The sequence below is a fragment of the Neobacillus drentensis genome (assembly GCF_036965645.1).
Lineage (GTDB): Bacteria > Bacillota > Bacilli > Bacillales > Cytobacillaceae > Neobacillus > Neobacillus drentensis_D.
Map to the genome: position 1 here is coordinate 1 of NZ_JBALPZ010000040.1, position 26,949 is coordinate 26,949.

The following is a 26,949-nucleotide window of genomic DNA, read 5'->3' on the forward strand; positions in this document are numbered from 1 at the left end:
GGTTATACCTGAAGCTAATCACGAAAACTCCCTCATCGAACATTCATGAATTTCACGCAGAAAGTTACTCTAATTAAATCATTAAAGAGATGCAATCAAATTGCATCTCTTTTTATTTTTAACAGATCCTATTTTTTAACCTCTTTAATTACTTCTGACAGAATAAATTCTATAGCGCGATGTGAATTTAAAAACCTTGATTTACTGGTTTCAGGGAAAAAGGACTGCACTGAGAGCTGATCAATGTGGCCAGCCGTTGTCTCAATTTGTTTTAAATGGAGATAATGCGTATTTGCGGTGGGAAGCCATTCCTTCATAGCCTTTTTCCATTTATCGTTAGTTTCCTTTACCTCATCAGCAAAAGGTTTAATCTCACTATGAAAGTCATGAGTTATTCCAGTCTCCCTGCCTTCGCTATAAGTTTTTAAAAACAATTCATTGTAAAATAGCAGCTTTTCCGTTAAATTTATAATTTCTTCAGTCATTTTCCCTTTATCCCCTTTTTGGTGACAAAATAAAAAAGTAGCAAGGTAGTAATGCTACTTTTAACACATCATTATTTTAGCGTTTCTTAAAAGCTTAATTCAAGCTTTAAGGAATTAGGAACTGGACCAAGGTTGGAGTCAATGATTTCTTCGTAATTTTTTGGGTTCACTTGTGCTGATCTTCCCCCAATATCTGAAAGGCGATGAATGGTTAACGACAATTTTTCTTGTTCCTCACTATTCATATAAAGACGGTGGTCGGAGAAAGAGGTTTCTAGAACAGACTCCAATTCTTCTAATTGATCATATATTTCAGTTAGCATCGTAAGCATTTTTTCTTTTTCGGACATTGGTATATTCATTTACAAATCCCTCCTCACGAATATCTAATACGTATTATTCTCCTTCCCTTGTCAGCCTCCTTCATGCTTGACAAAACTAGAAGCAATTCGGCAAAGAAAGTGTTAAAACCGCATAGATGATTTTTCTTTTTCGACATAATCATAAGCTCGCATGAAAAATTGCTGAAGCGCACATCCTAGTAATGGAGGTGTTTTTAATGGCAAAAAAGAATAATCCAACAAGCAAGCAATCAAAAGCTGTCACTGAACAAAAAACAGGCTATGGTGATAAAAAGCTTGAAGGGCCAAATCGTCCTGCGGAATAAAAATCAGTAAAAAAGCAAGGAGGCATCCTTGCTTTTTTACTTCCATTTTTTTAACTTAAGCGACTTTTGAAGGGAAAGCAGCAAATATAGCTGATTTGATTTCTTGAAATACCAGTCGGTAAGATGAATAGAGTGATAATGGCGCGCCGGAAAATGAAGCCATGCCGGGAAAATAATTCGTTGTTTGCTCCAGTCCTGGTATTTATGTTGATGATGTTCAATTACTGGAAAAGTGGTCCTTAGCAGCGGAGTTTTGCGACCTGTCTTGATTTTAAAATATTGTTCATAATCGTATCTCGAACCAGTATGCGGGGTCTTTTCAGCAAATTCAAAAAAGTAAGGGAAAAGTCGAGGATGAAAAAGGATGTTCGCCAGCCTTTTACCTAAATTGATTCGCTTGGATAGTGATTTAAAACCATTTACACTTGCCCCATATACTTCTCCTCCACAAGTAGGAAATAGAACACAGCTGAAGTGGAGCCAATCTTGAAAAGAAAATGGCAAGGAGTGAAAGACTTTATCTTTATATACAGGATGTTCTATGACTGGGGATTGAATTACATTTTGTTCATTAATAATTAAAGCTGTTGTTAATCTTTTCTGATTGGTTTCCTTCCAATACAGCTCCCACTCTTTTTGAATAAATACTGAGACATTGAAATAAGGAAGTAAGTGAAACATGGGCCGGTTGAATCTCGTCGAATATTGATATAGCAAAAGCTGGGGAAAGACGTCATGAAAGATAAGCCAATTAGCACGCTCATAAGTCAAAAATAGCTGTTTTCTCATTGCCGGCTCTATCATTTCGGGGAAAATGTCACCTTCGAGGTCACACATATTCCAGCCGCCATTTCGAGAAACCATACTAGCAAGAAAAGACCATTTAATATCAGGATGCTGTTTAAAATAGGAAAAATAGGCATCCGTTCTCGAAATATTATCAATATTTTTCCTTTTGGTTTCACTTACAATTTGACGGATGATTGATTGTTCCTGTATTGTAAGATGATTCATATTCATCTTCCCTTATTTTTTGGTAGAGTTTTAATTTAGGTGTAAGCCTTTTGCGAAAATGGAATCATGTCAAATTTTAGCATTCACTGTATAATTATCATTAGAGTGTGTAAGCAAATTTATTTTTATACCCCAAAAAAGAGCTAAGATTTGGTATGATAAGGATTAGCTTGAGAGGTGTAAAACAATGAATCTTAACTATCCAAATGGAAAAAAGTATAAGCCAAGTGAACTTCCAATAGACAATTCCGAAAAAAAAAGAAAAAATGGCTCTTATAGTAATCGGGGTATGACATTAGAGGAAGATTTAAATGAATCCAATCAATATTACCGGGAAAGAAAAATTGCAGTGATACATAAAAAACCTACTCCAGTTCAAATTGTTCAGGTGGATTATCCCAATAGAAGTGCTGCCGTAATAAAAGAAGCATACTTCAAACTAGCATCGACAACAGATTATAATGGGGTATATAAAGGGAGATATATTGATTTTGAAGCAAAGGAGACGCAAAATCCCACCTCCTTTCCATTAAAGAATTTCCATCAACACCAAATAGAACATATGGAAGAAGTAATGGATCAAGGTGGTATTTGTTTTGTTATTCTCCGTTTTACAAAATTTGAACAAGTATATCTGCTCGAAGCTAAGCACTTATTAAGTTTTTGGAAGCGAATGGTGAATGGAGGAAGAAAATCCATTACAAAAGAAGAGATTGAACAAACGGGGTACCACATACCGCTTGGATTTCAACCAAGAATTGACTATATTAAAATAATAGAGCAACTATAGAAAACTTCATTTTTCATAGAGTGTAGAAAGGAAGGAAATCAATATGTCTGAACAATACCAATCAAGAGAGGAGCGCAGGAAGCAACTCCAATCCAAAGGTAAGAAAAAAAAGCAGAAAAAACCCCGCGGACTTTTTAAGAAAATATTTCTAAGTCTTGTTGTCCTCGGAATAATTGGAATACTTGCTGGAGTCGGCACTATCGCCTATATGGTGAAAGATGCGCCTACACTTGATCCGAAATTATTAAAAGATCCTATCCCTTCAAAAATTTTAGATAAAAATGATAAATTGATTACTGAAGTAGGAGCCGTTAATCGAGAATATGTAAATTATAAAGACATCCCGGCAGTTGTTGAAAACGCTGTGTTAGCAACGGAGGATTATCGTTTTTATAAGCACCATGGTATCGATCCGATTCGTCTTGGGGGCGCCATCTTAGCCAATTTCCAACGAGGTTTTGGTGCTGAGGGCGGCAGTACGATTACTCAACAGGTGGTCAAGAATGCCTTCCTTACTCAAGAAAAGACCTTAAAGCGTAAGGTTCAAGAAGCATGGCTTGCTTATCAGCTTGAACAGCAATATACCAAACATCAAATATTTGAGATGTATGTGAATAAAGTTTATGTCTCTGCAAACAGGCATGGTCTTGCTACAGCTGCCAAGTATTACTACGGTAAGGAATTAAAGGACCTTTCCCTGGCAGAAGCTGCACAAATTGCCGGAATGCCACAGAGTCCTAATAACTATAATCCGTTTGATTATCCAGAAAAAGCAGAAGAAAGACGTAATATTGTTTTATCATTAATGTATCAGCATGGTTATATTTCAAAACAGCAAATGGAAGAAGCTGAAAAGGTTTCTGTTAAAAATGATGTACTGCCAGTAGCTAAACGTCAGGTTAATGACGATAAAACTTATGACTCATTTGTGAGTGCTGTCATTAAGGAAGTTAACGATACAACTAATTTTGATATTTATACGGATGGACTAACGATCTATACAACACTAGACAAAGATGCCCAATTACACGTTAATGAAATCTTAAATACTAAGGATTCTAACGTAATCCCTTACCCCGATGATAAGTTTCAAGCTGGGCTCGTCCTCCTGGATACAAAAACGTCAGAAATTCGGGCAATTGGCGGAGGAAGAAACCAACAAGTACAACTTGGCTTTAATTTTGCCACCGATACGAGACGACAGCCTGGGTCTACGATTAAGCCGGTTCTTGATTATGGCCCTGCAATAGAATATTTAAATTGGGGCACCTATGAAATGATTAATGATAAGCCAATTACCTATTCATCCGGTAAGAAATTTGGTAACTGGGATCAAAAATATAAAGGACCTATGACAATCAGAACAGCTCTCCAATTATCGCGGAACAGTCCTGCTGTTCAAGCATTACAACAGGTTGGGTTAGATAAAGCAAAGGACTTTGCTGTTAGTCTGGGGATTCCTTTAAAAGAGATCTACGAATCCTATGCGATTGGCGGTTTTGAAACAGGAGTATCCCCTCTTCAAATGGCAGGAGCATATGCAGCATTTGGAAATAATGGGTACTATACCAAACCTTATTCTGTTAGAAAAATTAAGCTGCGTGACGGGACAATGATTGATACAGCACCTAAACCAAAAGTTGTCATGAAGGATTCTACTGCTTTTATGGTTACAGATATGTTAAAGAGTGTGCTTGTATCCCCTGGTACAGGGACAAGAGCCAAAGTACCTGGTCTTCCAATTGCAGGTAAAACGGGTACAACAAATTACACGGATCAAGAAATGGAAGAATGGAATATAAGCAGCAGTTCTGTACCGGATGCGTGGTTTACTGGCTATACAACAAATTACACTGCATCCATTTGGACAGGATATGCAAGCCGGAAAACACCAATTACTGCTGTAGGCAGTAACCAAAGAATTGCACAACTGCTATTCAAAAACTTAATGGCATATGTATCCAAAGACATTGATACGCCTGATTTTACAATGCCAAATACGGTTCAAAAGGTTAGAATTGAGAAAGGAAGCATGCCGGCAGTATTAGCTAGTCAATATACTCCTAGCAGCCTGGTTTCCACTGAATATGCGGTGAAGGGCCATGCACCTAAAACGGTTTCTGAAAAATATAAAAAACTTTCAGCCCCATCAAATCTAGCTGCCAAATATGATGAAACAAGCGGGAATGTTGAAGTAACATGGGATTATACAGCAAATAAAGATGTTCAATTTGATGTTACCATCGATGGGACCACTTCGAATCATTCTGTTCAGTCAGGAAGCAGCTTAACTTTTAAGGCTAATCCAGGTGAGAAATATTCTATATCTGTCTATGCCATAAGTGGAAATAATAAAAGTTATGCAGTTCATACTTCCATTGATATTCCACAGGCCGAAGATCAGACTGATCAAGGTACTGGGACCGACACTGGTACTGGTACTGGTACTGACACTGGTACCGGTACTGACACTGGTACCGGTAATGACACTGGTACTGGTACGGATAATGGCACTGGTACGGATAATGGCACTGGTACTGGTACCGGTAATGGCACTGGTACCGGTAATGGCACTGGCACTGGTACCGGTAATGGCACTGGTACNNGCACTGGTACGGATAATGGTACAGGGACTGGCAATACTGGGACTAACAATGGGAACAGCAACGGTGGTCAAGCCGGTAATACCACTCCACCCGTTACAACCCCTGTAACCCCTCCTAGCAGTCAAAGTACTGGAACAAGTGGGGGAACAAAAAGTCAATAATAAAAAAATCGTCTAGGTTATAGCCTAGACGATTTTTTTATGATATTACTTTTGGCAAATTGCTTTTCTTGCTCAATCATTAATTCTGAAAGCTGTCGATATGAATGGTATAAAGCAGGTTTTGATTTTATAAAAGCTACTCTCTCTTCCAGATTAACCGGCTTAAATAAAAACTGTACATATTTACTTTGATCTGGAGGAAAGGTTTCATCATTTGTTAAATATNNAATATAAAAATTGTAGAAATAGGTCAATTCCCTCTTCTATCCATTTTTTTGTGTCTTTCTTATCACGAGCGCGAAATAGAGGCTCAAGTTGACCCTGGATGCCTTCCCATTTTGCCAGTATCGCCGCTGCCGCTTCTCCGCGATTATTCATTCACTACTGCCTTCCCTTTCATTCTCTTTTTACCTTCCCGACATAGTTCTAATAATGGGCAGTTTGGACATTGTGGATTCTGGGCCTTGCAATGATACCGTCCAAAAAAGATTAAACGATGATGTGTTAGAGACCACTCATCCTTAGGGACCTTTTTCATCAACGTTTTCTCTACTTCGAGTACAGAATCCTTCCAACGGCAAATTCCCAGTCGCTTACTGACTCTCTCCACATGGGTATCTACTGCTATGGCAGGTATATCAAAAGCCACTGAAACTACCACATTGGCCGTCTTCCTCCCTACTCCCGGGAGCTTGGTCAACTCATCTCGATCCATAGGAAGAACACCATGATATTCGTCCAGTAAGATTCGACATAAATTTTGTATATTTTTGGCTTTATTACGATATAGGCCTATGGAGCGGATATCGTTTTGAAGTTCTTCAAGTGTCACTTTCAAGTAATCCTCTGGGGTTTTATATTTTTCAAATAAACCTTTGGTTACTTTATTTACAAGGGCATCTGTACATTGTGCAGATAATGAAACAGCAATAACAAGTTCAAAAGGATTCGAGTGGTTTAACTCACAATGTGCTTCTGGAAACAATCTGCCCATTTCATCTAAGCAATAGCGAATTTCGGTATTATTTAACATAGAAATCACCTTCTTTTCTTTAATATGATGGCTGTATTTGGCGGGAATGCTGATTTTTTCGCTTCTATCAACAGGGCTGAAAATCAAAAATAACCATTAACACAGTCAAATGAAAGAAAACGAGAGAAGTTTCTCTCGTTCCTTTACTAATTTTATTGCTCTAACCAGTTATAAAAAGGAACAGATGGCTGATTGGAATCTTCTCTTGTTTGTGGCTTTTCTGTTTGTTTTTGTCGAAACTTGCGCCCATGATTTTTAGCTTGTTCGATGGTTTTAATCCCATTTTTCTTCCATTCAAATAGAATTCTGTCAATGTAACGAAAATTTAATTTACCCGACATAACCGCTTCACGAAGAGCAGCTTTTATGATAATTGGATCATGGTGATCATCGTCCATCCACATGCCTAGCGACTCACACTCAAATGGAGAAAGCGGCCGGCCAAATTCTTTTTCGAAACAAGTATAGACATCGGTTTCTTCCGTTTTCTGTTCAATTTGTTTGGTTATCTGACCCTTTAATAAAAACTGATCAACTAGTTTTTCCCATAAAGGCTTTACGGAATATTTCTCAAATCGAATGCCCTCATTATTATATTGATCCATAATCTCAATAAAGCCACGTTGAATCAGTCTTCTAAGCAAGTCATGACATTCAGCAATTGAGACTGTCATTCTGGCCGAAAGTTCTTCTGGAGTCGGAAATTCATTTCCTTTTTCGATAAACGTAATAATATTTAATAACAGAACAAGTTCTGTTTCATTTAAGTTCAGATTTCGATATTCTGAAAACAGCAATGAAGGAATCGTAATATTCCCTTCCTGTAACCAAGCTACTATATTTGATTTCATCTTTCTACACCTCTTGATTAGTATAACATGAACAATCTGTTCGAGTAAGAGTATTAGAAATCCATCTTTGGAAAGGAAAAACAAAAAGCCTGCATTAGCAGACTTTTAACAAAAGTTAATAACTAAAAGTTAGTTTTTGACCTTACGGTAACGAATTGACTGATTCGTTCTACCGCTTTTTCTAATAGCTCCAGTGAAGTTGCATAGGATAGACGAATATTATCCGGCGTGCCAAAACCTGAACCTGGAATTACTGCAACTTTAGCCTCGACTAAAAGCGCTTCTACGAAGTCATCCACATTACTAAAACCGGTCATCTCTGCTGCAGCCTTTACATTTGGATATAGGTAAAAAGCACCCTGTGGCTTCACACATGTAAATCCAGGAATCGAAACCAATTTATCATAAATGATCTCCAATCTTTTTTCAAACGCCTGTCTCATTTCTTCAACAGGTTCCTGAGTACCATTATATGCAGCAATTGCAGCATATTGGGCTGTAGTGGTTGGATTGGATGTACTATGGCTGGCAAGATTCGTCATGGCCTCAACAATTTGTTTATTTCCGGCAGCATAGCCTATTCTCCAGCCTGTCATGGAGTGAGATTTAGATACACCATTGATAACAATAGTTTGCTCTTTCAATTCCGGTGATAACTCGGCAATGGAAACATGTTTAGCACCTGAGTAGACAAGCTTCTCATATATTTCATCTGAAACAATTAGAATGTCCTCAGCCAAACAAATCTTTCCTAACTCCAGGAGTTCTTGTTCAGAGTATAAGACACCTGTCGGATTGCTTGGTGAATTAATGATTACAGCTTTGGTTTTGTCTGTAATGGCTTCTTTTAATTGTTCGGGTGTAATTTTAAAATTATTTTGTTCCAGCCCGTCTACATATACAGGTACACCACCTGCCAGCTTAACTTGCTCAGGATAGCTGACCCAATAAGGTGTTGGAATGATTACTTCATCACCCTCATTTAGGATCACTTGGAATAATGTATAAAGGACATGTTTGGCACCATTACCTACAATCACTTCATTAGGTTTATAGGTTAATCCTTGGTCTGCTTCAAACTTATTAATAATGGCCTTTTTCAAAGCAGGAAGACCAGCTGAAGGAGTGTACTTTGTATGCCCTTCATTCATTGATTTTTCAGCGGCATCTAATATATGCTGAGGGGTGTTATAGTCAGGTTCCCCTGCCCCTAATCCAATGACGTCTTCCCCTTTTTCCTTTAATTCTTTTGCTTTTGCTGTAATAGCTAACGTAGTAGATGGCGTTAATGCCATTACCCGATTTGCAAGTTTGATTGCCATTTCTCTTTCCTCCAGTCTCCACAAGCTATAGATTTTCAATTTTTTTAAGCCATTCACCGGTTTCAAAGTGAACATAATAATAATTTATTAAATTATTTTCAGAACGGTAGTAGATTTCCCATAAAGGAATATTTTTTTCCATTCCCAGCCGTACTGAAATAATTTTCTTTGGTTGTTTTTCCTGTATTAATTTTTGAATCGCTTCTTCTTTAGTGATACCTTCATTTGCTTTTTTAATGAATATCTTTTTACTCTTCTCAGGAATCCAAATAATCACTTTACTGCCTTTTTTGTTTTTTCCTTCAATCACATTAACGGTCTCATTGCCATTATAGATATGAAAGTCATCCACTTCACTTAATTGCCCTTTATCCATGGCAAGTGAAACTGCTTTTTTTTCCGCTGCCTTAACAGGCTGTACAGAAGAAAAATAGACTTTTACCAAAACTCCCGCAATGACTAGTATGATAATTAAAGGTATAATAATCCACTTTTTCATCTTTCTCTTCACTTCTTTATGTACAATAATATAGTTGGTCCGCTTGAACCTTAAATCTATTTAATTATTATAACAGGATATATCAAGATTTGTTATCAATCTTCATCAAATCAGAANNTTCCACTCCTTTTGGGGGGATGGTAATGATCTCGTAATTTGAATCCGTAAATTTTATAGTAACTGTCCCATGTTTTTTTGTGAAATACACTTCAGACCATATACCTTGCAAATCTCGCAGCAAATCCTTATCCATCTGATCTTGCTCCGCTCTATGCAGGATGGATATTTGTGGATTTAGTGTTTGGATCAACTGATCAGATAGGTCCTCTTTAAGGTTATAAGGTATTTTAAAGACATGAATATCTTCTAGGTTCTTAGTTAAAAATTTTTGTTCAGCTCGTTGACTGAAAGAAGTCATTAAAAATAAGTTATGTTTAAAAAAGCGCAGCATAATATCCATTCCTTCATTTTTTTCATTTCCAAGGAATTGAACATCTGCAAACATATCAGGAAGGATTTCCTTCTTAGTTCCTTCCTGCCATACCTTAATTGGTATATAATGGGACTGTTCACTAGTTAAAAAAGCAGAAACTTCAGGCGTGGTGACAATTTCTTTTACATTATAATTATTTATTAACTTATTAACCTTCTCATTAGGGATCTTTTCTCCATCATTCGTAAGGATTAGTGTGGAAAGTTCCTTTACATTATAAAGCGAGAGCCAACCTTCCAGCTCAGAAATTGCCCCTTGCCCTCCGATATTTATTAGAACATTTTCTCCATTTGGCCCCTGTACAAGAGTTGCTTCTCCAGTAGTAAGTTCTAAAAAGGTGACAGCTGCTTGGTGTTCCGCTAATTTCACATCAATTTTTTCTACATTTGCAGGCAAAGTCGTTTCTGCCGTTACCGTTATGCTGCTTGGAATCAATAAAGCTGCAATCAATAGCAATATTTTCATACACATTCCTCCCAGATAATTATAGGATGTGTTATTTTCCAAATTTTATCATAACCATTTTTCTATAAACTCTGCCATTTCCAATATATTTCCCTTTTTAATTGGGACTTGAGGGATCGATTGTAAAAAGGCCTTTCCGTACTGAGTGGTAACGATTCTTCTATCAAATACAATCATCACTCCACGATCCGTTTCGCTTCTAATTAGCCGGCCAAAGCCTTGTTTAAAACGGAGTACCGCCTCCGGAAGAGAATAATCTGAAAAAGCATTTCTTCCCTGCTGGACAATCAATTGACACTTTGCCTCCGTTAATGGTTCATCTGGAGGGCTAAATGGCAGCCTGACAATAACAAGGCAGGATAAGTCTTCGCCTGGTATATCAACACCTTCCCAAAAGCTGCTTGTTCCTAACAATATGGCCTTTTCATAGCGCTGAAAATTTCTTGTTAATCTAGAACGGCTTCCACTTGAAATTCCTTGTGCAATTAACACATATTCATTGAGAAAGCCACTTTCCTTAATTAACTCATACGTTTTTTTGAGCATGTCATAAGCTGTGAAAAGAATCAGCATTCTTCCTTTTGTTGCCTCTGCAATAGTGATGATATGCTCTGCAATGGAAGCTACATATTCTTCCAACGACACTGAATTAATTTCCGGTAAATCATCAGGAATAAGCAGCTGAACCTGGTCTCTATAAATAAATGGCGAGGGAATGCTCACTTGAACAGTAGTGCTTACCTCAAGGCCCATTTCTCTCATAATATAATCAAAAGAACGATTCACTGATAGGGTTGCCGAAGTAACAATTACCGCCTTCTTGGTTTGGAAGAACTTCTCTTTCAGCTGTTCAGCCACAGTTGCTGGCTGAGCCAAAAAGGTTGTTACATTTTGTGGCGAACGGGTATCCATTTCAATCCACTTTACTTCCTTTGAGTCCTTGATAAAACAAATTATCAATATATTTCGCAATTCATCAAGCTCCGCTGCAAATCCAGAGATATCCTCCACTTTATTAAGATCCGGGACTGATAAGCAAGCTTTCTCTGCTTTAAGCCAATTAAGCCTTATGTCAAGCGCACTCAATAAATCCTTAAGTAAAAAAGACAACCTTTCGGCACTGTGAACAAGTGCTTTTCTTTCTCTACCAGCATCGGTTGAGGTGGCAAATCGAACTTTAATCCGATTTATCCCTTTTTTATTAGCTGCCTTTGTTTTAGCATAAAGGGCCATTAATTTAAAAAATTCATCCATCTCGTATTGTAGATCTAAAACCAGCTGATTTATTTCAGATGGAGTAACAAGTGTTTTTCCTGAAGCAGGAAATCGTGATGTAAGCTGTTCCATTTCATAAAAGAGCTGTTTTTGCTCATAAGTACCAAATTGACTGAGTAACAATCGGGTGGATAAATAGTCCAATGAATACCCAAAGAACCTGCTCGCTACTTTCTCTAAATGATGACCTTCATCTATCACAAGATAATCAGATGCTGGTAAAATGGAACTCTCACCTTTTATATCACTTAATAGTAATGAATGATTTGTAATGATAATATCCGCTGATTGCGCATTTCTTTTTGCCTTTTGATAAAAGTCCCGCTCCTGCCAACCTTTATCCTCAAATAGTACTGTAGGTTCTTCTTTTATTTTATTCCAAAATAACTGTCCGCCACTTGATAGGTTTAATTCATCCCTATCCCCAGTCTCTGTTTCCGTTAACCATACGAGGATTTGCATTTTTGTTAAGGTAGTATCATAATTATCATTCTCATCCATTAACATCTGGTGGAATTTCTCTAGATTTAAGTATTGATGTCTTCCTTTTAAAAGGACAGCTTCAATCTTAAATGGAAGAATTTTTGTCAATAAGGGAATCTCTTTATTTAGCAGCTGTTCTTGCAGCTGTATGGTATGAGTGCTGACAATAATGGGCTGATTGTTTTGTTTTGAAAAATAAGCCAGCGGCAAAAGATAACCAAGTGACTTACCGGTACCTGTGCCTGCCTCTATTAGCGTATGCCGTGAATGTTGTAGGGATTGATAGATGGTATCCATCATCTTAAATTGACCCTCTCGCTTGATAAAAGACTTCAAGCCAGTACGGATCATTTCAACCTTCTCCGTCTCACTTTCAGGATACTTCACTTTTTCCTTATTTAAGATATCGATTACCTTAGGCGCTGTTTTCCTTAACGCCATATCGTTCACAATTTCAATAGATTCCAATATGGGTGAACCTTCGAATGTTTCCTCCATTTCCTCAAGAAACAGCTGTAGGTCACTCTTTAAACCACCCGATAAGTGAGTTAGCTGTTTAAGAGTAATTGCCGGTAATAATGATAGACGATTTAAAAGGATTAAAAAGAGCTCTGCCGTCACCAAGGCATCACTGTCTGCTTGATGTGGTCTATCATGAGTAAGATTCTCTTTCTCGGCCAAATCTGTAAGCTTATAACTGTCAGCAGTTGGAAAGAGAATTCTCGCCATTTCCACGGTGTCTAAGACAGAACCATAAAACCCTTCGGATCCTGCCTGAAGTAATTCTTCTTGAAGAAAGGATAGGTCAAATAATACGTTATGAGCAACGAAATAGGCGCCTTCTAACAAAGACTGGACCTTTTCTGTTATTTCAGTAAATAATGGTGCATCCTTGACCATTTCATCATTAATCCCAGTTAGTTCTTCAATAAAGACTGGAATTGTTTTTTGTGGATTAACTAGTGACGAGAACTGTTCTGTAATTGTTCCATTTTCAATCACCACAGCTGCAAATTGAATAATTTTATCTCCTTTTTTAGGTGAATTACCCGTTGTCTCTAAATCAATCACAACAAATTTATTTAACATTTGTTACACCCCAAACCTTCGTTCATTAAACGTCAACAAAACATTCTCATAATGATTTAAATTCTACCACTGTCGACGAGATTTTTAAAATAAATAAAAAATCCCCAATAAATGGGGATTCTACATAATGGTATGCGCTGGTTCTGCATGGAGAAGATCTTTTATCCGATTGTTCTCATCCATTATAGCAACTTTGGGTTGATGGGAATTCACTTTATCATCCGGTACCAATGCATATGAAATAATAATGACGGTGTCACCAACCTGAACAAGACGAGCAGCCGCACCATTTAAACAAATTACTCCGCTGCCTCTTTTGCCGGGAATAATATAGGTTTCTAACCTTGCTCCATTATTATTGTTCACAATTTGTACCTTCTCATTTGGTGCCATTCCAACAGCATCAATAATATCCTCATCAATCGTAATACTGCCTACATAGTTAAGATTGGCTTCAGTCACCGTAGCACGATGGATTTTACCATTCATCATAGTTCGAAACAAGTTTGTTCCTCCTCGTTTGATAACTTCTCTAATCTATTGAATAATAATATTATCTATTAGTCTTACCTTCGAAAATTTTACAGCAACTGCAATAATATAGGAACCCTCTATTTTTTCCAAAGGTTTTAATTGTGGGTAAGAAAGTATTTCGACATAATCAATTTCACCGGTAGATTCAGCTGTAATCCATTCCTTAATCCTATTAGTTAGAACAGTTGGATTTTTTTCGCCATCCTCAATAGCTTTTTTTGCTTTTTGCAGGCTATTATAGATAACGGGAGCCTGTTGTCTTTCTTCTGGTAATAAATTAACATTTCGTGAGCTTTTCGCTAAACCATCCGCTTCGCGGACAATGTCAACAGGTATTAACTGAACTGGAAAATTGAAATTGGATATTAATCCCTCAATGACAGCAACTTGCTGGGCATCTTTTTTTCCAAAATAAGCTCTTGTAGGCATCATGATATGAAATAACTTAGTTATGACTGTGGCCACTCCGTCAAAATGACCAGGCCGTGATTTACCGCATAACACATCGGTGCGTTCTTGAACTACTACCTTAACAGATGGCACTTCAGGGTACATCTCTTCAACTGAAGGATAAAAGAGGTAATCCACCTTTTCACCTTCTGCCAAGGCACGGTCTCGATCAAAATCACGGGGATAGGTGGAAAAGTCCTCCTTCGGTCCAAATTGTAAAGGATTAACAAAAATACTTAACACAACGATATCATTTTCTTTTCTTGCTTTAGAAATTAGTGTTAAATGACCCTCATGCAAAAATCCCATAGTTGGGACAAAACCAATGGATTGTCCCAACTCTTTATATTTTAGTACTTCATCCTGCATCTCTTTAATGGTAGTTATGACCTTCATTTGTTACCTCCATAAAGAACTTTCAGCTCTTCTTCCTTCATGGTAAAGGAGTGTTTATCCTCAGGAAATTGATTATTTTTCACTTCAGATGTATAAGCTTGAATGGATTCAATCATAAAGGGATTTACGGAATGGTATTGCTTCACAAATTTTGGAACCCTTTCGACTCCATAGCCTAATATATCGTGATAAACCAAAACCTGCCCGTCCACATGAAGCCCTGCCCCAATTCCAATAACTGGAATTGAGACGAATTTAGCTACTTCCTCAGCTAATTGCTTAGGCACACATTCGAGAACAATGGCAAATGCGCCGGCTTCCTCAACCTTTTTTGCATCATTAAAGAGTTTTTGGGCCGCAAGAGCATCCTTTCCCTGCACCTTATAACCGCCTAATACGCCAACAGATTGCGGTGTTAGACCTAGATGTCCGCAGACGGGAATGCCCGCTTGTGTCAGTGCAAAGATTTTTTCTAACACATTATCTGCCCCTTCGAGTTTAACCGCATGAGCTCCCGCCTCTTGCATCAGCCTGCCTGCATTGATCAGGGTATCTCTAACAGAAAGATGATAGGCTAAGAATGGCAGATCCGTCACGATAAAGGTATCTTTTGCTCCACGTTTTACTGCTTTAGTATGGTGAATCATATCTTCCATCGTTACAGGGATGGTTGAGTCATATCCTAGAACAACCATTCCGAGTGAATCTCCAACCAGGATCATGTCAACTCCACCCTGTTCCGCTTGTTTTCCCGATGGATAATCATACGCGGTAAGCATGACAATTTTTTCATTGTTTTCTTTCATTTTTAAGAAGTCTGTGGTTTGCTTCATCAATATTCCCTCCTTTTTATAGTGGGAGAGGTGATAAAACGCCAATAGAGAGCAAATAAAAAAGATCCTTCTTTAGGCAGAGGATCTCATCATTTCTCAAGTGCATGTTCATCCCTCTGTCCCGGTCCGTTATACGGATCTAGGCAGAAACCTTTTTAAATTGTAAGTATTATTTCCTAGAAGGTGCAGTTCTAAAGAGATACTGCCCAAGGAAATTATAGCATGTTATCAGAAAAGCGCAAGCGCCTTGTTTAGGGGCGCAAGGCTACAGACGAGCCGGCAAGAAGGCTGCATTTTAGCCTTCTTGACGGATTGGCTTAGACCTAAGAGCCCTAGGCGCTGGAGCTGGACAACAGAAAAGCGCAAGAACTCTTTGGTCCTTGCGCTGACAAATGTATCTAATTTTTAAATCTCTATGTCTGCTGAATAAATATGGTGTATAACCCCTGTCATATCCTCCAATTTTAAAACACCATCATCGGTTATCCCCAGTGCTTTTCCTTCAATAACACTGGTCAAAGTTCTTGCTTTGAGATTTTTTCCGATGCTAACAGCATATCCCTCCCATAAAAGTTTGATGGGGGAAAATCCTTGCTCTAAATAAAGCACATATAATTTTTCAAAGTGCTTGAAAACACTCTTTATTAATTCAGCACGGGAAAGGGGAGCGCCGTTTTCAATTGCAAGGGAGGTAGCGGTGTCATGAAGCTCAGTTGGAAAGTCTTCCTTACTTTGATTCACATTTATTCCCATTCCAATGATAACTGAATGAATCTGGTCTGCTTCTGCCTGAAGCTCTGTTAAGATACCCGTTATTTTTTTACCGCTCAGTAATATATCATTGGGCCACTTAATTTCAGGTTCTAGACTTGTGACTTCCTCAATTGCCTGTACAATGGCCACTGCCGTTAATAGTGTCAATTGCGGGGCTTTTGTTAAGGGAATATTCGGTCTAAGAATTAAACTCATCCAAATACCACTATACTTTGGTGAATGCCAGCTTCGGTTCAATCTTCCTTTACCTGACCGCTGCTCTTCAGCTATAACAACGGTCCCTTCTGGGACATCGTCATTTGAAAGCTGGTGCGCAATCTTTTGAGTGGATTCTACACTTTCCTCATAATGAATATTTTTTCCAATAAAGTTAGTTATCAGGCCAAGTCTAATTTCATCGGCTGTTATTTGCTCCGGTGTTTTAACAATCCGATATCCCTTGTTTCTAACGGCTTCCAATGTAAAGCCTTCCTTTCTTAAGTCCTCCATTTGCTTCCAAACTGCTGTTCTTGAGCAGCCAATTAGTTCAGCTAAATACTGCCCCGACAGAAAGGATTCACCGGCATCCGTGAAGGCATCAAGCAGTTTTTTTCTTATCTCTGACTGCACTTGATCAGCCACTCCTTAATCTTTTCTTTATTATTTTGGATGTCGCCTGCTACTACCGCACGTTCAATTTTTAATATGGTATCTTTTAACCAAGGTCCAGCTTCTGATTGGAACCACTCGATAATATCTCTGCCCGTTACATCCATCTCATTGCGCTGCTTGATTGGCAGCTCATCATAAATTTTTAACCAATATGATAGCGAATCCCCTTCGGTAAATCCATTTAGAACCCCATAAAGCTTTTCAGTGGATCCAACGATCGTCCGCCCTGCTGAATATAGATCATATTTTGACCATTCCTGATCCATCCTTTTTTCTAAATAATACAAGATATGTTGAATCTCTTTGATCTCTTTTACAGGGAGTTTCCACTCTCGTAAAAAGACCTCAATAGACTTATCTTTTAGTATTAAGGTATACAGCAGTAAGGACCACATTTCTATTTTATTTAATCCTTTAAACGGATAGGAGATTACTTTATCAAGTTGACTTTTATAGTTTTTAAAGCCAGGCAGATACGCATATAATTCAGTTTCAAGCAGTATCCTGATGGCATTATTACCATTCTCTCCAATAAGCAGCTTTTCAAACTCTGCTCTAATACGTTCCACTGCTATGTTTCTTAACAATGGAACAAGTTCTGTTACTGCATGAAGTGTTTCTTCTTCTATTTTAAAAGACAGCTGACTGACAAACCGAACAGCTCTCATAATTCTTAAAGCATCTTCCTGGAAACGCTCGGCAGCAGAACCGACAGTTTGAATCACCTTATTTCGAATAGCGTATTGCCCATTATACGGGTCAATAAGCTGTCCACTTCGATCCATGGCGATTGCATTCATGGTAAAATCCCTGCGCTTAAGATCATCACTAAGATTTCGTATAAAGGAAACCTCTTTAGGTCGACGATAATCCTGATAGTCTCCCTCTGTCCTAAAAGTGGTAACCTCGTAGGATGTATTTTGATGAAGGACCAAGATTGTTCCGTGCTCAATCCCAATATCGACAGTTCTCGGAAATATTTGTTTCACTTCATCTGGTGTGGCAGATGTAGCAATATCTACATCGCTGATTGGTCTGTTTAGAAGATAATCTCTTACAGAGCCACCTACAAAATAGGCCTGATAACCTGCAGTCTCAAGCTTTTTTATAATAGAAATAGCTGATAAAAAAGGCTCGTTCATCTCGTTCACCTTAATTCAATAGCTTCCAGTATAATTGTTCATATTGTTCAACAATTTGGTCGGCCTTAAATTTAGTCTTCACGGTTTCCAATGCCTCAAAAGACATTTTTTGATGAAGGTCAGGATCGTTAAGGAGTGAAATAGACTTACGTGAAATATTCTCGATATCTCCAACTTCACAAATATACCCAGAAACACCATCCTCGATCACTTCCGGTATACCTCCCACATTCGTCCCGATACAAGGAACCCCGCATGCCATAGCCTCTAGAGCAACAAGACCAAAGCTTTCTTTTTCAGATAATAGCAGCTTTAAATCACTAATAGAATACAACTCCTCTAAATTCTCTTGCTTTCCTAAGAAAATCACCTTTTCTTCAAGCGAGAGTTGTCTTACGAGTTTGCAAACTATGGTCATTTCTGGACCATCACCCACTAACAATAATTTAGCCGGCATGGCCGCAGAGATTTTGGCAAAAGTTTTTATGACATCTTTAACTCTTTTTACAGGGCGAAAATTTGAGACATGAATAATTACTTTTTCATTATCTCTAATTTGTAATTGAGCTTTTAGGGATGTATCTGTTGTTTTATGATAAACCCTTTCATCAATAAAATTGTAGACGGTTTCGATCTGCTTATCAGGATTGATTAGTTCATAGGTTTGATTCACTAAAGCAGACGAAACTGCGGTAACAATATCTGATTTCTCAATCCCGAATTTAATTGCATCTGTTAAGGATGGGTCGTATCCTAAAACAGTTATATCTGTACCATGTAAGGTTGTGACAACCTTTATATCTCTGCTAGACATTTGTTTCGCCAATATTGCACATACAGCATGAGGAATAGCGTAATGGACATGAAGAATATCCAATTTCTCACGATTAGCAACTTCTGCCATTTTACTCGCTAATGCAATATCATAGGGCGGGTATTGAAAAACCGAATATTGATTAACTTCGACTTGATGGTAATGAATATTATGATACATCCTATTTAACCGAAAAGGGAGACTGGATGAGATGAAGTGAATCTCATGCCCTTTTTCTGCCAGCATTTTCCCTAATTCCGTAGCTACTACTCCCGACCCACCAACAGTCGGATAACAGGTAATTCCAATTTTTAGTTTCCGCATGGTTCTTCTCCTAGTAAATCATGTTTCAATACAAGCGGAACCTTTGTCTTAAACCCCTCAGCATAAGGCACTCCAACCAGTTTTCCAAACATTCTTTCCCTTGACTCGACCGTTTCGATATAATCATTCACAAGCGGTGTTTGAACACTTTCAGCAGTTAATTCAAACTGACTTCTATAGGCCCTTAAGGAGGCCAGCTTTTTATCAATCACCGGTGTAATATCAACGGTAAAGTCAGGTTTATGAAAACCATTAATCATATAAAAATACAGCCTTTGCACGCGATGTGGTTCGTTCCATTCTGTGGTACGGTATTTTTTTATCCCGGCAGAAAATATTGCTTCCTCCACGATCCGTGCACAGTTTCCATGATCAGGATGACGATCTTCCAAATAGGGTGCAAACACAATTTGCGGCTTATATCTTCGAATCATCTCCGCAGTCTTTTGAATATACTCTTCTTTTAGAAATAATCCTCTATCTGGAAAACCCAGCGAGATTCGGACAGATACACCTATAATATCTGCGGCTCTACTGGCTTCCTCTTTTCTTAACACTACATTCCCATTGGAAGAGAGATCAGCATCAGTTAAATCACAAATACCAACCATTTTTCCTTCTTCCGCATATTTCGCAATGGTACCAGCCATACCGATTTCTACATCATCGGCATGTGCACCAAATGCCAGGATATGTAATTTATTTAGCTCCATTAACATCACCATTCTCTTTAACTACATTTCTCCATTCCAAAAGTCCCATTTCTAACCCTCTTATGAGCAGTTCAGCAGTACCCATATTAGTAGCCAAAGGAATAGAATAGACATCACAAAGTCTAACTAAAGCCGTTACATCAGGTTCATGAGGCTGGGCGGTTAAAGGATCCCGGAAAAAGAAAATAGCATCCATTTGATTTTTAGCAATCATCGCACCAATTTCTTGATCTCCACCTAATGGTCCCGATTTGAAACGAGTTACTTCTAATCCTGTTGCTTCATTAATTCTTCCACCTGTCGTCCCAGTGGCAAAAAGAGTATGTTTGGCGAAAATATCTCTATATGCTGTTACAAATTGAACTAGATCATTTTTCTTTTGGTCATGCGCTATTAATGCTATATTCATATCTTTGCTCCTAATCTAATATATTTTCGAGTCCATAAACAAAGGTATTGTTTTTCATAACCGTCTCAACTGCAACTTTAACCCCTGACATAAAAGAACCGCGGTTGTAGGAATCGTGACGAATTGTCAATGTCTGGCCATCAGAACCAAATAAAACTTGCTGATGGGCTATGAGTCCCGGTAAACGAACCGAGTGAATATGCATTCCATCGTATTCGCCGCCTCGTGCCCCTGTAATCGTTTCTTTTTCATTTGGATGGCCCTGTTTTTTAACTTCCCTAACAGCTGAAATCATCTCTGCTGTTTTTACCGCAGTTCCTGATGGTGCATCTAGCTTTTGGTCATGATGCATTTCAATAATTTCAACATCCCCAAAATATTTTGCAGCCATTTGCGAGAATTTCATCATAAGTACCGCACCCACCGCAAAATTTGGTGCGATGATGCAGCCAAGTTCTTTTTCAAGACAGATCTTTTCGAGCTCTTCCAAATCCTGCTTAGTAAAACCAGTTGTTCCGACAACAGGGCGAACATGATGTTCTAGTGCAGTTTTAGCATGGTACATGCCTACTTCAGGCGTTGTTAAGTCAATTAATACATCTGCTTCAACATTTAGCAGGCATTTTTCAATGTCAGAATATACCGGAACATTAGAAATCGCTTGAAATCCTTCTACATCACTTAGCATTAATCCATCATGCTTATGATCTACAGCGGCAACTAATTCAAAGTGTTCTGTATTGGTGACTAACTTCACCGCTTCACTACCCATACGGCCGCGGGGGCCTGCAATGACAATTTTTATCGTATTCATCTGTTCACTCCACACTTTCTTGATCAATTCTTGTCCAACGATTTTTATCTCTTGTATTAAATTTATTCATTACATAATCGTGAGCTTCTTCCAAATCTATATTTAAGGAATTAGCAAAACAAATCATTACAAAAAGGAGATCCCCAAGTTCCTCTTCAATCGCTTTCTCAGTCTCCGATGACTTTTTCGGTTTTTCTCCGTAATAATGATTTACCTCTCTTGCCAGTTCTCCAAGCTCCTCCGTTAGTCTTGCTAGCATGGCTAATGGACTAAAATATCCTTCTTTAAATTGGCTTATGTATGTATCGACATCCGCTTGAAGCTCTTTCATCGTTTTCCCGTTGGTCATTTCTCCACCTCATTTTCGTAAACGGGCTATTTGCTCTTATTAATATACCTTTTAATGTTAGCTAAATTACGCTTGATTTACAAATGTTTTCGCTCTAAATAAGGGGTTTTCCTGCTTCACATTGCTCTTAATATCCGAATTGGTTATAATTAGAACCGCCATAATAGAGAAATAAAGGAAGAGGTGACAATTATTATGATTTTGGGACTAAAAATAAAAAATATACTTTTTATCCTCATTGGTTCTGCAATTATGTCATTTGGACTCGTTAATTTTAATATGCAGAATAAACTAGCTGAGGGTGGATTTACAGGGATTACACTTCTTTTCTACTTCCTGTTTAAATGGGATCCCTCTTATACGAACTTAATTCTTAATATTCCTTTGTTTTTTATAGGATGGAAATTATTGGGCCGAAACGCTTTTATATATACCATCATAGGGACTGTTGGGGTTTCGATTTCTTTATGGATCTTTCAGCGTAATACGCTCGAAATGCCTCTAGAACACGATTTAACATTGGCTGCTTTGTTTGCTGGAGCTTTTACAGGGATTGGGTTAGGGATCATTTTCCGATTTGGAGGTACAACTGGCGGGGTAGATATTATTGCAAGGCTCGTCCAAAAATATGCTGGCTGGAACATGGGAAAAACAATGTTTCTATTTGATGCGTGCGTTATTGCCATATCTTGGTTTACATACTTAAATTATAAACAAGCCATGTACACGTTAGTGGCTGTTTTTGTCGGTGCCAGAGTGATTGATATTATTCAAGAAGGAGCCTACTCGGCGAGAGGGGCAATGATTATATCGGATCAAAATGAACAAATAGCGGCGAAAATTATGGCCGAAATGGACCGTGGCGTAACCGCGCTAAAAGCTTATGGCTCCTATACAAAAAATGAGCGTGAAGTGCTATATTGTGTAGTAGCTAAAAATGAAATTATCCGGCTGAAGAATTTGATTACCTCAGTAGACCCACATGCCTTTGTCTCAATCTCCGTTGTCCATGATGTTCATGGTGAAGGTTTTACCCTTGATGAAAACAAAATGCCGATTGGCGATTAAAAAAATGTCCTCACATAGTGAGGACATTTTTTTAATCGTCATTTCTATTCATTCCTGTAAAAATTAAAACAAGTCTTAGTAATTCTAAAACTGCTACAGCCGCAGCGGCTACATAAGTAAGGGCTGCTGCGTTTAATACCTTCCTAGCTTCTCTCTGTTCACGATTACCAATTAACCCAAGAGAAACGACCTGATTCATGGCCCTGTTTGAGGCATTAAACTCAACTGGCAGGGTAACTATTTGAAAGAGAACTGCTGCCGCCATGAAGACAATCCCAAGCAAAAGTAACCCGCTTAAATGAGCAAAGATACCAATCATTACCAGAATCCATGAAGCATTTGAACCTAGATTCGCAACCGGTACTAATGCGTGACGGAACCTGAGGAAAGCATACCCTTGACCGTCCTGAATGGCATGTCCACATTCATGGGCAGCAACTGCAGCTGCTGCTATGGAGTTCCCATGATAATTTTCTGGTGAAAGACGGACGGTTTTGCTTCTAGGATCATAATGGTCACTTAAAAAACCGCGCCCTTCCTCAACGGCTACATTATACAGGCCATTTGCATTTAGGATTTCCCTAGCAACATCAGCGCCTCTCCGATAGGTTGAAGTTGAAACACGTGAATATTTGCCAAAAGTACTTTTAACTCTCATTTGTGCCCACAAAGGAATTAAAACGATTATAGCAAAGTATATAATATACATAATGACCTCCAAATCAGCCCGTGATGTTATTATTTTATGTCTAGCCGATTAGTGCGTCAATCTTTTAGTCCGTAGAACGGTTCTTCTTTATTTCTTTATCTCCCTGATATTTTCTCCAGCCTACATATGATAAAGTCATTATTATAATGCTTCCTGTCGAAATAATTACCCACCATAACGATGGATCTGCCTCATCCTCTTCCATATTGGCAAAAAGATTTTTTAAGTCTGTGTCAAGCGCGTCAAGCTCTTGCTGACTTTTAGTATCATTCAGCACTTGTGATCGGAATTCATTGATATAATCAATTCGTGCATCTAATCTTTGAATATTTTCCACAGGAACATCTATTTTCATACTTGGATAAATGACATTATATAAAGACAAAAAGGTGTTAAAATTTGTATGAAAATGGGCTGCATCACCCATTACCGCAGCTTCCTTGGCTTGGTGAAAAGCAGTCATTATTTGGTCTTCCATTTCTGTCCATAAAGGCTGATGACTCGTTGCTAATGCGTCAATAACAAGTCGGAACTTCGTTAGTTTATTTAGTCGCTCTTCATATTTCATGTTGGGACTAACTGCTGCTTCCATCGCCTCATCATGGGAGGTGTTTACAATTCTAACCTCATCCATCGATAATGGTTCTTCTGTCCCTTTAATGCTAGTAAACTGGTCAGAGAAATAATCAAGCATTTTTTTTGCATCTTCATACCTCTGAAACTTCACCATTTGGAGAGCTTCATCAGAGATATCATCGAGCTTCTCCATTGGCGATTGCTGTTCAGCATAAACAGTTATGGGAGTGAGCATCATGATCATTGCAATTAAGTATAACCATCTGAATTTCAAACCTTGTCCCCCCTTTCATTACTAATAAAATGTATGTAGGGTTGGACAAGGTTAGACCATCTTTAACTATTAATTTTTAGTTTAAAGCGCCCTGGCCTCATACCTAAATAATAGGCAAGGCCAATCGAGATACACGAAAGCCAGAATGTAAAATAACCAATTTGTGGTATATATTTATCCAGCATTTGATAGCTTGGCAGCATAAAGAAAACATAATCAATCACGTCATTGTGGAATGTCCAAATGGCAGTAACAATAACATGCCACGCCTTAAAGCGGTAGAAAGGCGCATATAATAAACCTTGGACGGCCATTGCAAAATGAGAGAAAATCAACATATATCCGACCCAATCTAGTTCTCCTTGTACAATGAAAACGAGTATGTTCATCACAACTGCCCATATCCCATACTTAAATAAAGTCACCATCGCTAGTGCTTCCATTAACGGCCAACTTTTTTTTAGTAAGAATGCCAGCAAAACAAAGACAAAAAATAAGCTTGCGGTTGGACTATCAGGTACAAAAGCAAGAAACACAGGCGGTGTTTCTTTCAACTGCCATCCATACCAGTAATATCCATAAATCGTTCCGGCAATATTGACAACCAGAAGTAGTTTCAGTACGGACCGATTAGATAGGAGAGGGTAAATCCACCCCACAAATACTCCTCCTTTTATAATAAATTCTTTATCAAGAAAAAAGCTGACGAATTTCCGTCAGCTTTTTATTGATTCCATTATTTCTTGCCAAGACCTGAGATATACTCAGAAAGCGTTTTAAGTTCAGCGTCGGTACCTTTAAAAACACCAGCTGGCATCTTTCCGCCTTTACCCTGTTTAGCAATGGTAGCCACTTCTTTGGCAGATAAGCCGGTTCCAATAAGAGTTGGAGCTCCAGCGCCACCTTGGAAGCTGTCACCATGACAAGTGATACAAGTGTTTGCACTAGCAATTTTATATCCTGCACTTGTCTTGTCAATCTCAACCTTTGCAACAATTTTACCTTGTCGTTCTGCAGCTGCCCAGTCATGTGTAGCAACAGACTGCCAGGTTAAGAACACAGTAGCCGCGAGAGCTAACAGCATAAAACCGGTTGCCAGAGGGCGTTTTCTTGGACGTCGTTCCGGTCCATTATCAAGGAACGGAGCGAGTAATAACCCTCCAAACGCTAAACCTGGCATAATCATTGCACCAATAACTGTATATGGACCAGATGCAAAAGAGTATTTTAGTAATTGATACAAGAATAAGAAATACCAGTCTGGTAATGGGATATATCCCGTATCTGTTGGATCCGCTATCCTTTCAAGCGGAGCCGGATGAGCTACTGTTAAAGATAAATATCCTACAAGGAATACTGCCCCTACCATCCATTCTTTTAAGAGAAAGTTAGGCCAGAACGCTTCTGTTTTACCAGGATATTCAGAGTAATCTTTCGGAAGTTTTGGCGTCCGCATTTCCGGTGCTGGAACACGGGAGTCACCAACAAACTTCATACCTTTACCGCGATGCATTGAGCAATCCCCTCCTTTTTACTGTAATCATACTTACAATGTCAGAAAAAACTGATCTTAAAGCGGTCCAGAGATACCTTGTCGACGTATCATGATGAAGTGTGCCGCCATTAAACCAAACAACACTGCCGGTAAGAAGAACACATGGATTGCAAAGAATCGAGTTAACGTTTGCGCACCAACAATATGTTCATGTCCTGCAAGTAAAACTTTCACGTAAGAACCAATGAATGGTGTTGCCTCAGCAATTTGCAGACCTACTTTTGTAGCGAACAGCGCTTTCATATCCCAAGGTAATAAATATCCCGTAAAACCTAATCCCAACATGACGAAGAAAATAAGTACTCCGACTATCCAGTTTAATTCACGAGGTTTCTTATAGGCACCTTGGAAAAAGACGCGCAACGTATGTAAAAACATCATTACAAGTACTAAACTGGCTCCCCAGTGATGCATTCCACGTACGATTTGTCCAAATGCAACTTCATTTTGCAGATAATAAACCGATTCCCAAGCATTTTTAATATCCGGCACATAATACATGGTTAAGAACATACCGGAAAGTATTTGAATAACAGTAACAAAGAATGTCAGACCGCCGAAGCAATAAACAAACGCAGAAAAGTGATGTGCTGGGTTTACATGCTCAGGAACTTCATGGTCTGCGATATCGCGCCACAACGGCGTAATATCTAAACGTTCATCTACCCAATCGTAAATTTTGTTTAACAATGATTACGCCTCCTTCCGTGGTTCAGCTTTTCCTAAGTATAGATAGCCGCCTTTTTCCTTGTATGGGTATTCATCAAGAGGTGCTAACGGCGGTGTACCTGGAATATTCGTACCATCCTTCTCGTAGCGTCCATAGTGACATGGACAGAAGAATTGGTTTGGATGTTCCTTATTCGTATTCCAGCCCACAGTACAACCCAGATGTTTACAAATTGGCGAAAGGGCTACAATTTTGTCGCCATCCTTATAAACCCAAGCAGTGTTTGTAACTTCTGACTCATACCATGCATCCTTTTGTTTAAAGGTAAAGTCAACACGGACTGGTTCATCCGTTAATTCAGAGACCTTTTGTTTGGTTGCGATGTAATTCCCTGCTGCTTCTCCCTTTAAAACCGGATCAACAGCAAATCTAACCATCGGCATTAACATACCAGCTGCCATGAATCCGCCTACACCAGTTAGGGTGTAGTTTAAAAATTGACGTCTTGAAACGCGCTCTTTACTCAAGCTTATCCCCCCCTTGTTCATAAGTTTCAGTCCAACGGACACAATTTAAACACATATAAAACTAGGACATAACAATGATATATCAATCTTGTAGCAAGGTCAATATCATACTATTTTAAAAACATATAATATGA

29 protein-coding genes are annotated in these 26,949 nt (G+C 38.5%); 3 read left to right on the forward strand and 26 right to left on the reverse strand.

The window, feature by feature from the left end; all coding sequences use genetic code 11:
- Nucleotides 1-128: 128 nt before the first annotated feature.
- The 3 genes from V7266_RS07550 to V7266_RS07560 all read right to left on the reverse strand — a co-directional run bounded on the left by V7266_RS07550 (nt 129) and on the right by V7266_RS07560 (nt 2,166).
- Nucleotides 129-485 carry a DUF1798 family protein gene (locus tag V7266_RS07550; RefSeq protein ID WP_335467172.1) on the reverse strand — a complete coding sequence of 119 codons (357 nt, stop codon included), beginning with the start codon at nt 483-485 and terminating at the stop codon, nt 129-131.
- An 86-nt stretch (nt 486-571) separates the two neighbouring features.
- A complete protein-coding gene (locus tag V7266_RS07555; RefSeq protein WP_335467174.1) occupies nt 572-847 on the reverse strand; it encodes a hypothetical protein in 276 nt (91 codons plus the stop codon).
- A 341-nt stretch (nt 848-1,188) separates the two neighbouring features.
- On the reverse strand, nt 1,189-2,166 hold the full coding sequence (locus V7266_RS07560) for a DUF2515 domain-containing protein (RefSeq protein WP_335467175.1): 978 nt from the start codon (nt 2,164-2,166) through the stop codon (nt 1,189-1,191).
- A gap of 187 nt (nt 2,167-2,353) precedes the next feature.
- Here V7266_RS07560 and recU point away from each other — a divergent pair, with 187 nt between their 5' ends.
- On the forward strand, nt 2,354-2,956 hold the full coding sequence (gene recU, locus V7266_RS07565; RefSeq protein WP_335467177.1) for a Holliday junction resolvase RecU: 603 nt from the start codon (nt 2,354-2,356) through the stop codon (nt 2,954-2,956).
- A gap of 208 nt (nt 2,957-3,164) precedes the next feature.
- Nucleotides 3,165-5,723, forward strand: coding sequence for a transglycosylase domain-containing protein (locus tag V7266_RS07570; RefSeq protein WP_438825766.1), 2,559 nt, complete (start codon nt 3,165-3,167; stop codon nt 5,721-5,723).
- A 17-nt stretch (nt 5,724-5,740) separates the two neighbouring features.
- On the opposite strand, the gene V7266_RS07575 is transcribed toward V7266_RS07570, so the two are convergent.
- From V7266_RS07575 to V7266_RS07655, 17 genes are all read right to left on the reverse strand, one after another.
- Entirely contained in the window at nt 5,741-5,977 is a 237-nt protein-coding gene (locus V7266_RS07575) for a YpoC family protein (protein WP_335467181.1), read from the reverse strand.
- On the reverse strand, nt 5,934-6,101 hold the full coding sequence (locus tag V7266_RS07580; protein ID WP_335467182.1) for a YpoC family protein: 168 nt from the start codon (nt 6,099-6,101) through the stop codon (nt 5,934-5,936). The genes V7266_RS07575 and V7266_RS07580 overlap by 44 nt, the downstream gene beginning before the upstream one ends.
- Nucleotides 6,094-6,756 (reverse strand): endonuclease III, encoded by a 663-nt coding sequence (nth, locus tag V7266_RS07585; RefSeq protein WP_335467184.1) that lies wholly within the window; start codon nt 6,754-6,756, stop codon nt 6,094-6,096. Before nth ends, V7266_RS07580 begins: the two co-directional genes overlap by 8 nt.
- A gap of 152 nt (nt 6,757-6,908) precedes the next feature.
- Complete coding sequence (locus V7266_RS07590) at nt 6,909-7,607, reverse strand: DnaD domain-containing protein (RefSeq protein ID WP_335467186.1); 699 nt, start codon at nt 7,605-7,607, stop codon at nt 6,909-6,911.
- Between the two features lie 122 nt (nt 7,608-7,729).
- Nucleotides 7,730-8,923, reverse strand: coding sequence for a pyridoxal phosphate-dependent aminotransferase (locus V7266_RS07595; RefSeq protein ID WP_335467283.1), 1,194 nt, complete (start codon nt 8,921-8,923; stop codon nt 7,730-7,732).
- Nucleotides 8,924-8,954: 31 nt separating this feature from the next.
- The gene (locus V7266_RS07600; RefSeq protein ID WP_335467188.1) at nt 8,955-9,428 is read right to left on the reverse strand and encodes a cell wall elongation regulator TseB-like domain-containing protein; all 474 of its coding nucleotides are present in this window, start codon (nt 9,426-9,428) and stop codon (nt 8,955-8,957) included.
- Nucleotides 9,429-10,434: 1,006 nt separating this feature from the next.
- A complete protein-coding gene (gene dinG, locus V7266_RS07605; RefSeq protein WP_335467190.1) occupies nt 10,435-13,233 on the reverse strand; it encodes an ATP-dependent DNA helicase DinG in 2,799 nt (932 codons plus the stop codon).
- Between the two features lie 120 nt (nt 13,234-13,353).
- Nucleotides 13,354-13,737, reverse strand: a complete 384-nt coding sequence (gene panD / locus V7266_RS07610) for an aspartate 1-decarboxylase (protein ID WP_335467192.1) — start codon at nt 13,735-13,737, stop codon at nt 13,354-13,356.
- Between the two features lie 33 nt (nt 13,738-13,770).
- Nucleotides 13,771-14,613 carry a pantoate--beta-alanine ligase gene (gene panC, locus V7266_RS07615; protein ID WP_335467194.1) on the reverse strand — a complete coding sequence of 281 codons (843 nt, stop codon included), beginning with the start codon at nt 14,611-14,613 and terminating at the stop codon, nt 13,771-13,773.
- Nucleotides 14,610-15,446, reverse strand: a complete 837-nt coding sequence (gene panB, locus V7266_RS07620; RefSeq protein WP_335467195.1) for a 3-methyl-2-oxobutanoate hydroxymethyltransferase — start codon at nt 15,444-15,446, stop codon at nt 14,610-14,612. Before panB ends, panC begins: the two co-directional genes overlap by 4 nt.
- 405 nt (nt 15,447-15,851) lie before the next feature.
- A complete protein-coding gene (locus tag V7266_RS07625; RefSeq protein WP_335467197.1) occupies nt 15,852-16,829 on the reverse strand; it encodes a biotin--[acetyl-CoA-carboxylase] ligase in 978 nt (325 codons plus the stop codon).
- Nucleotides 16,814-18,013 carry a CCA tRNA nucleotidyltransferase gene (locus V7266_RS07630; protein WP_335467198.1) on the reverse strand — a complete coding sequence of 400 codons (1,200 nt, stop codon included), beginning with the start codon at nt 18,011-18,013 and terminating at the stop codon, nt 16,814-16,816. Before V7266_RS07630 ends, V7266_RS07625 begins: the two co-directional genes overlap by 16 nt.
- Before the next feature lie 10 nt (nt 18,014-18,023).
- Nucleotides 18,024-19,151 (reverse strand): N-acetyl-alpha-D-glucosaminyl L-malate synthase BshA, encoded by a 1,128-nt coding sequence (bshA, locus tag V7266_RS07635; RefSeq protein ID WP_335467200.1) that lies wholly within the window; start codon nt 19,149-19,151, stop codon nt 18,024-18,026.
- Entirely contained in the window at nt 19,139-19,864 is a 726-nt protein-coding gene (bshB1, locus tag V7266_RS07640) for a bacillithiol biosynthesis deacetylase BshB1 (RefSeq protein ID WP_335467285.1), read from the reverse strand. Before bshB1 ends, bshA begins: the two co-directional genes overlap by 13 nt.
- On the reverse strand, nt 19,851-20,273 hold the full coding sequence (gene mgsA / locus V7266_RS07645; protein WP_335467202.1) for a methylglyoxal synthase: 423 nt from the start codon (nt 20,271-20,273) through the stop codon (nt 19,851-19,853). The genes bshB1 and mgsA overlap by 14 nt, the downstream gene beginning before the upstream one ends.
- A gap of 10 nt (nt 20,274-20,283) precedes the next feature.
- Complete coding sequence (dapB, locus tag V7266_RS07650; protein WP_335467204.1) at nt 20,284-21,087, reverse strand: 4-hydroxy-tetrahydrodipicolinate reductase; 804 nt, start codon at nt 21,085-21,087, stop codon at nt 20,284-20,286.
- Between the two features lie 4 nt (nt 21,088-21,091).
- Nucleotides 21,092-21,436: a nucleotide pyrophosphohydrolase gene (locus tag V7266_RS07655; protein WP_335467206.1), complete on the reverse strand. Its 345-nt coding sequence runs from the start codon at nt 21,434-21,436 to the stop codon at nt 21,092-21,094.
- Between the two features lie 195 nt (nt 21,437-21,631).
- On the opposite strand from V7266_RS07655, the gene V7266_RS07660 reads away from it, so the two are divergent.
- Complete coding sequence (locus tag V7266_RS07660) at nt 21,632-22,504, forward strand: YitT family protein (protein WP_335467208.1); 873 nt, start codon at nt 21,632-21,634, stop codon at nt 22,502-22,504.
- A gap of 31 nt (nt 22,505-22,535) precedes the next feature.
- Here the strand turns inward: V7266_RS07660 and V7266_RS07665 are convergent, their stop codons facing one another.
- The 6 genes from V7266_RS07665 to V7266_RS07690 all read right to left on the reverse strand — a co-directional run bounded on the left by V7266_RS07665 (nt 22,536) and on the right by V7266_RS07690 (nt 26,836).
- Nucleotides 22,536-23,213, reverse strand: a complete 678-nt coding sequence (locus tag V7266_RS07665) for a zinc metallopeptidase (protein ID WP_335467211.1) — start codon at nt 23,211-23,213, stop codon at nt 22,536-22,538.
- Nucleotides 23,214-23,277: 64 nt separating this feature from the next.
- A complete protein-coding gene (gene ypjB / locus V7266_RS07670) occupies nt 23,278-24,063 on the reverse strand; it encodes a sporulation protein YpjB (protein ID WP_335467213.1) in 786 nt (261 codons plus the stop codon).
- A 62-nt stretch (nt 24,064-24,125) separates the two neighbouring features.
- Nucleotides 24,126-24,722, reverse strand: a complete 597-nt coding sequence (locus tag V7266_RS07675; protein ID WP_335467215.1) for a DUF1405 domain-containing protein — start codon at nt 24,720-24,722, stop codon at nt 24,126-24,128.
- Between the two features lie 77 nt (nt 24,723-24,799).
- Nucleotides 24,800-25,576, reverse strand: coding sequence for a menaquinol-cytochrome c reductase cytochrome b/c subunit (locus tag V7266_RS07680; protein WP_335467217.1), 777 nt, complete (start codon nt 25,574-25,576; stop codon nt 24,800-24,802).
- Nucleotides 25,577-25,633: 57 nt separating this feature from the next.
- Nucleotides 25,634-26,308, reverse strand: a complete 675-nt coding sequence (qcrB, locus tag V7266_RS07685) for a menaquinol-cytochrome c reductase cytochrome b subunit (protein WP_098530418.1) — start codon at nt 26,306-26,308, stop codon at nt 25,634-25,636.
- Between the two features lie 3 nt (nt 26,309-26,311).
- Nucleotides 26,312-26,836, reverse strand: a complete 525-nt coding sequence (locus tag V7266_RS07690) for a ubiquinol-cytochrome c reductase iron-sulfur subunit (protein WP_335467219.1) — start codon at nt 26,834-26,836, stop codon at nt 26,312-26,314.
- Nucleotides 26,837-26,949 lie beyond the last annotated feature (113 nt).

Bases quoted from the DNA above. Each gene is read 5' to 3' on its own strand.
- V7266_RS07590 (WP_335467186.1), bottom strand. From the start codon at position 7,607: ATGAAATCAAATATAGTAGCTTGGTTACAGGAAGGGAATATTACGATT.
- V7266_RS07560 (WP_335467175.1), bottom strand. From the start codon at position 2,166: ATGAATCATCTTACAATACAGGAACAATCAATCATCCGTCAAATTGTA.
- panC (WP_335467194.1), bottom strand. From the start codon at position 14,613: ATGAAGGTCATAACTACCATTAAAGAGATGCAGGATGAAGTACTAAAA.
- dapB (WP_335467204.1), bottom strand. From the start codon at position 21,087: ATGAATACGATAAAAATTGTCATTGCAGGCCCCCGCGGCCGTATGGGT.
- V7266_RS07680 (WP_335467217.1), bottom strand. From the start codon at position 25,576: ATGCATCGCGGTAAAGGTATGAAGTTTGTTGGTGACTCCCGTGTTCCA.
- mgsA (WP_335467202.1), bottom strand. From the start codon at position 20,273: ATGAATATAGCATTAATAGCGCATGACCAAAAGAAAAATGATCTAGTT.
- V7266_RS07630 (WP_335467198.1), bottom strand. From the start codon at position 18,013: ATGAACGAGCCTTTTTTATCAGCTATTTCTATTATAAAAAAGCTTGAG.
- V7266_RS07690 (WP_335467219.1), bottom strand. From the start codon at position 26,836: ATGAACAAGGGGGGGATAAGCTTGAGTAAAGAGCGCGTTTCAAGACGT.
- bshA (WP_335467200.1), bottom strand. From the start codon at position 19,151: ATGCGGAAACTAAAAATTGGAATTACCTGTTATCCGACTGTTGGTGGG.
- V7266_RS07550 (WP_335467172.1), bottom strand. From the start codon at position 485: ATGACTGAAGAAATTATAAATTTAACGGAAAAGCTGCTATTTTACAAT.
- recU (WP_335467177.1), top strand. From the start codon at position 2,354: ATGAATCTTAACTATCCAAATGGAAAAAAGTATAAGCCAAGTGAACTT.
- dinG (WP_335467190.1), bottom strand. From the start codon at position 13,233: ATGTTAAATAAATTTGTTGTGATTGATTTAGAGACAACGGGTAATTCA.
- panB (WP_335467195.1), bottom strand. From the start codon at position 15,446: ATGAAGCAAACCACAGACTTCTTAAAAATGAAAGAAAACAATGAAAAA.
- nth (WP_335467184.1), bottom strand. From the start codon at position 6,756: ATGTTAAATAATACCGAAATTCGCTATTGCTTAGATGAAATGGGCAGA.
- V7266_RS07655 (WP_335467206.1), bottom strand. From the start codon at position 21,436: ATGACCAACGGGAAAACGATGAAAGAGCTTCAAGCGGATGTCGATACA.
- V7266_RS07600 (WP_335467188.1), bottom strand. From the start codon at position 9,428: ATGAAAAAGTGGATTATTATACCTTTAATTATCATACTAGTCATTGCG.
- V7266_RS07660 (WP_335467208.1), top strand. From the start codon at position 21,632: ATGATTTTGGGACTAAAAATAAAAAATATACTTTTTATCCTCATTGGT.
- V7266_RS07665 (WP_335467211.1), bottom strand. From the start codon at position 23,213: ATGTATATTATATACTTTGCTATAATCGTTTTAATTCCTTTGTGGGCA.
- V7266_RS07555 (WP_335467174.1), bottom strand. From the start codon at position 847: ATGAATATACCAATGTCCGAAAAAGAAAAAATGCTTACGATGCTAACT.
- bshB1 (WP_335467285.1), bottom strand. From the start codon at position 19,864: ATGGAGCTAAATAAATTACATATCCTGGCATTTGGTGCACATGCCGAT.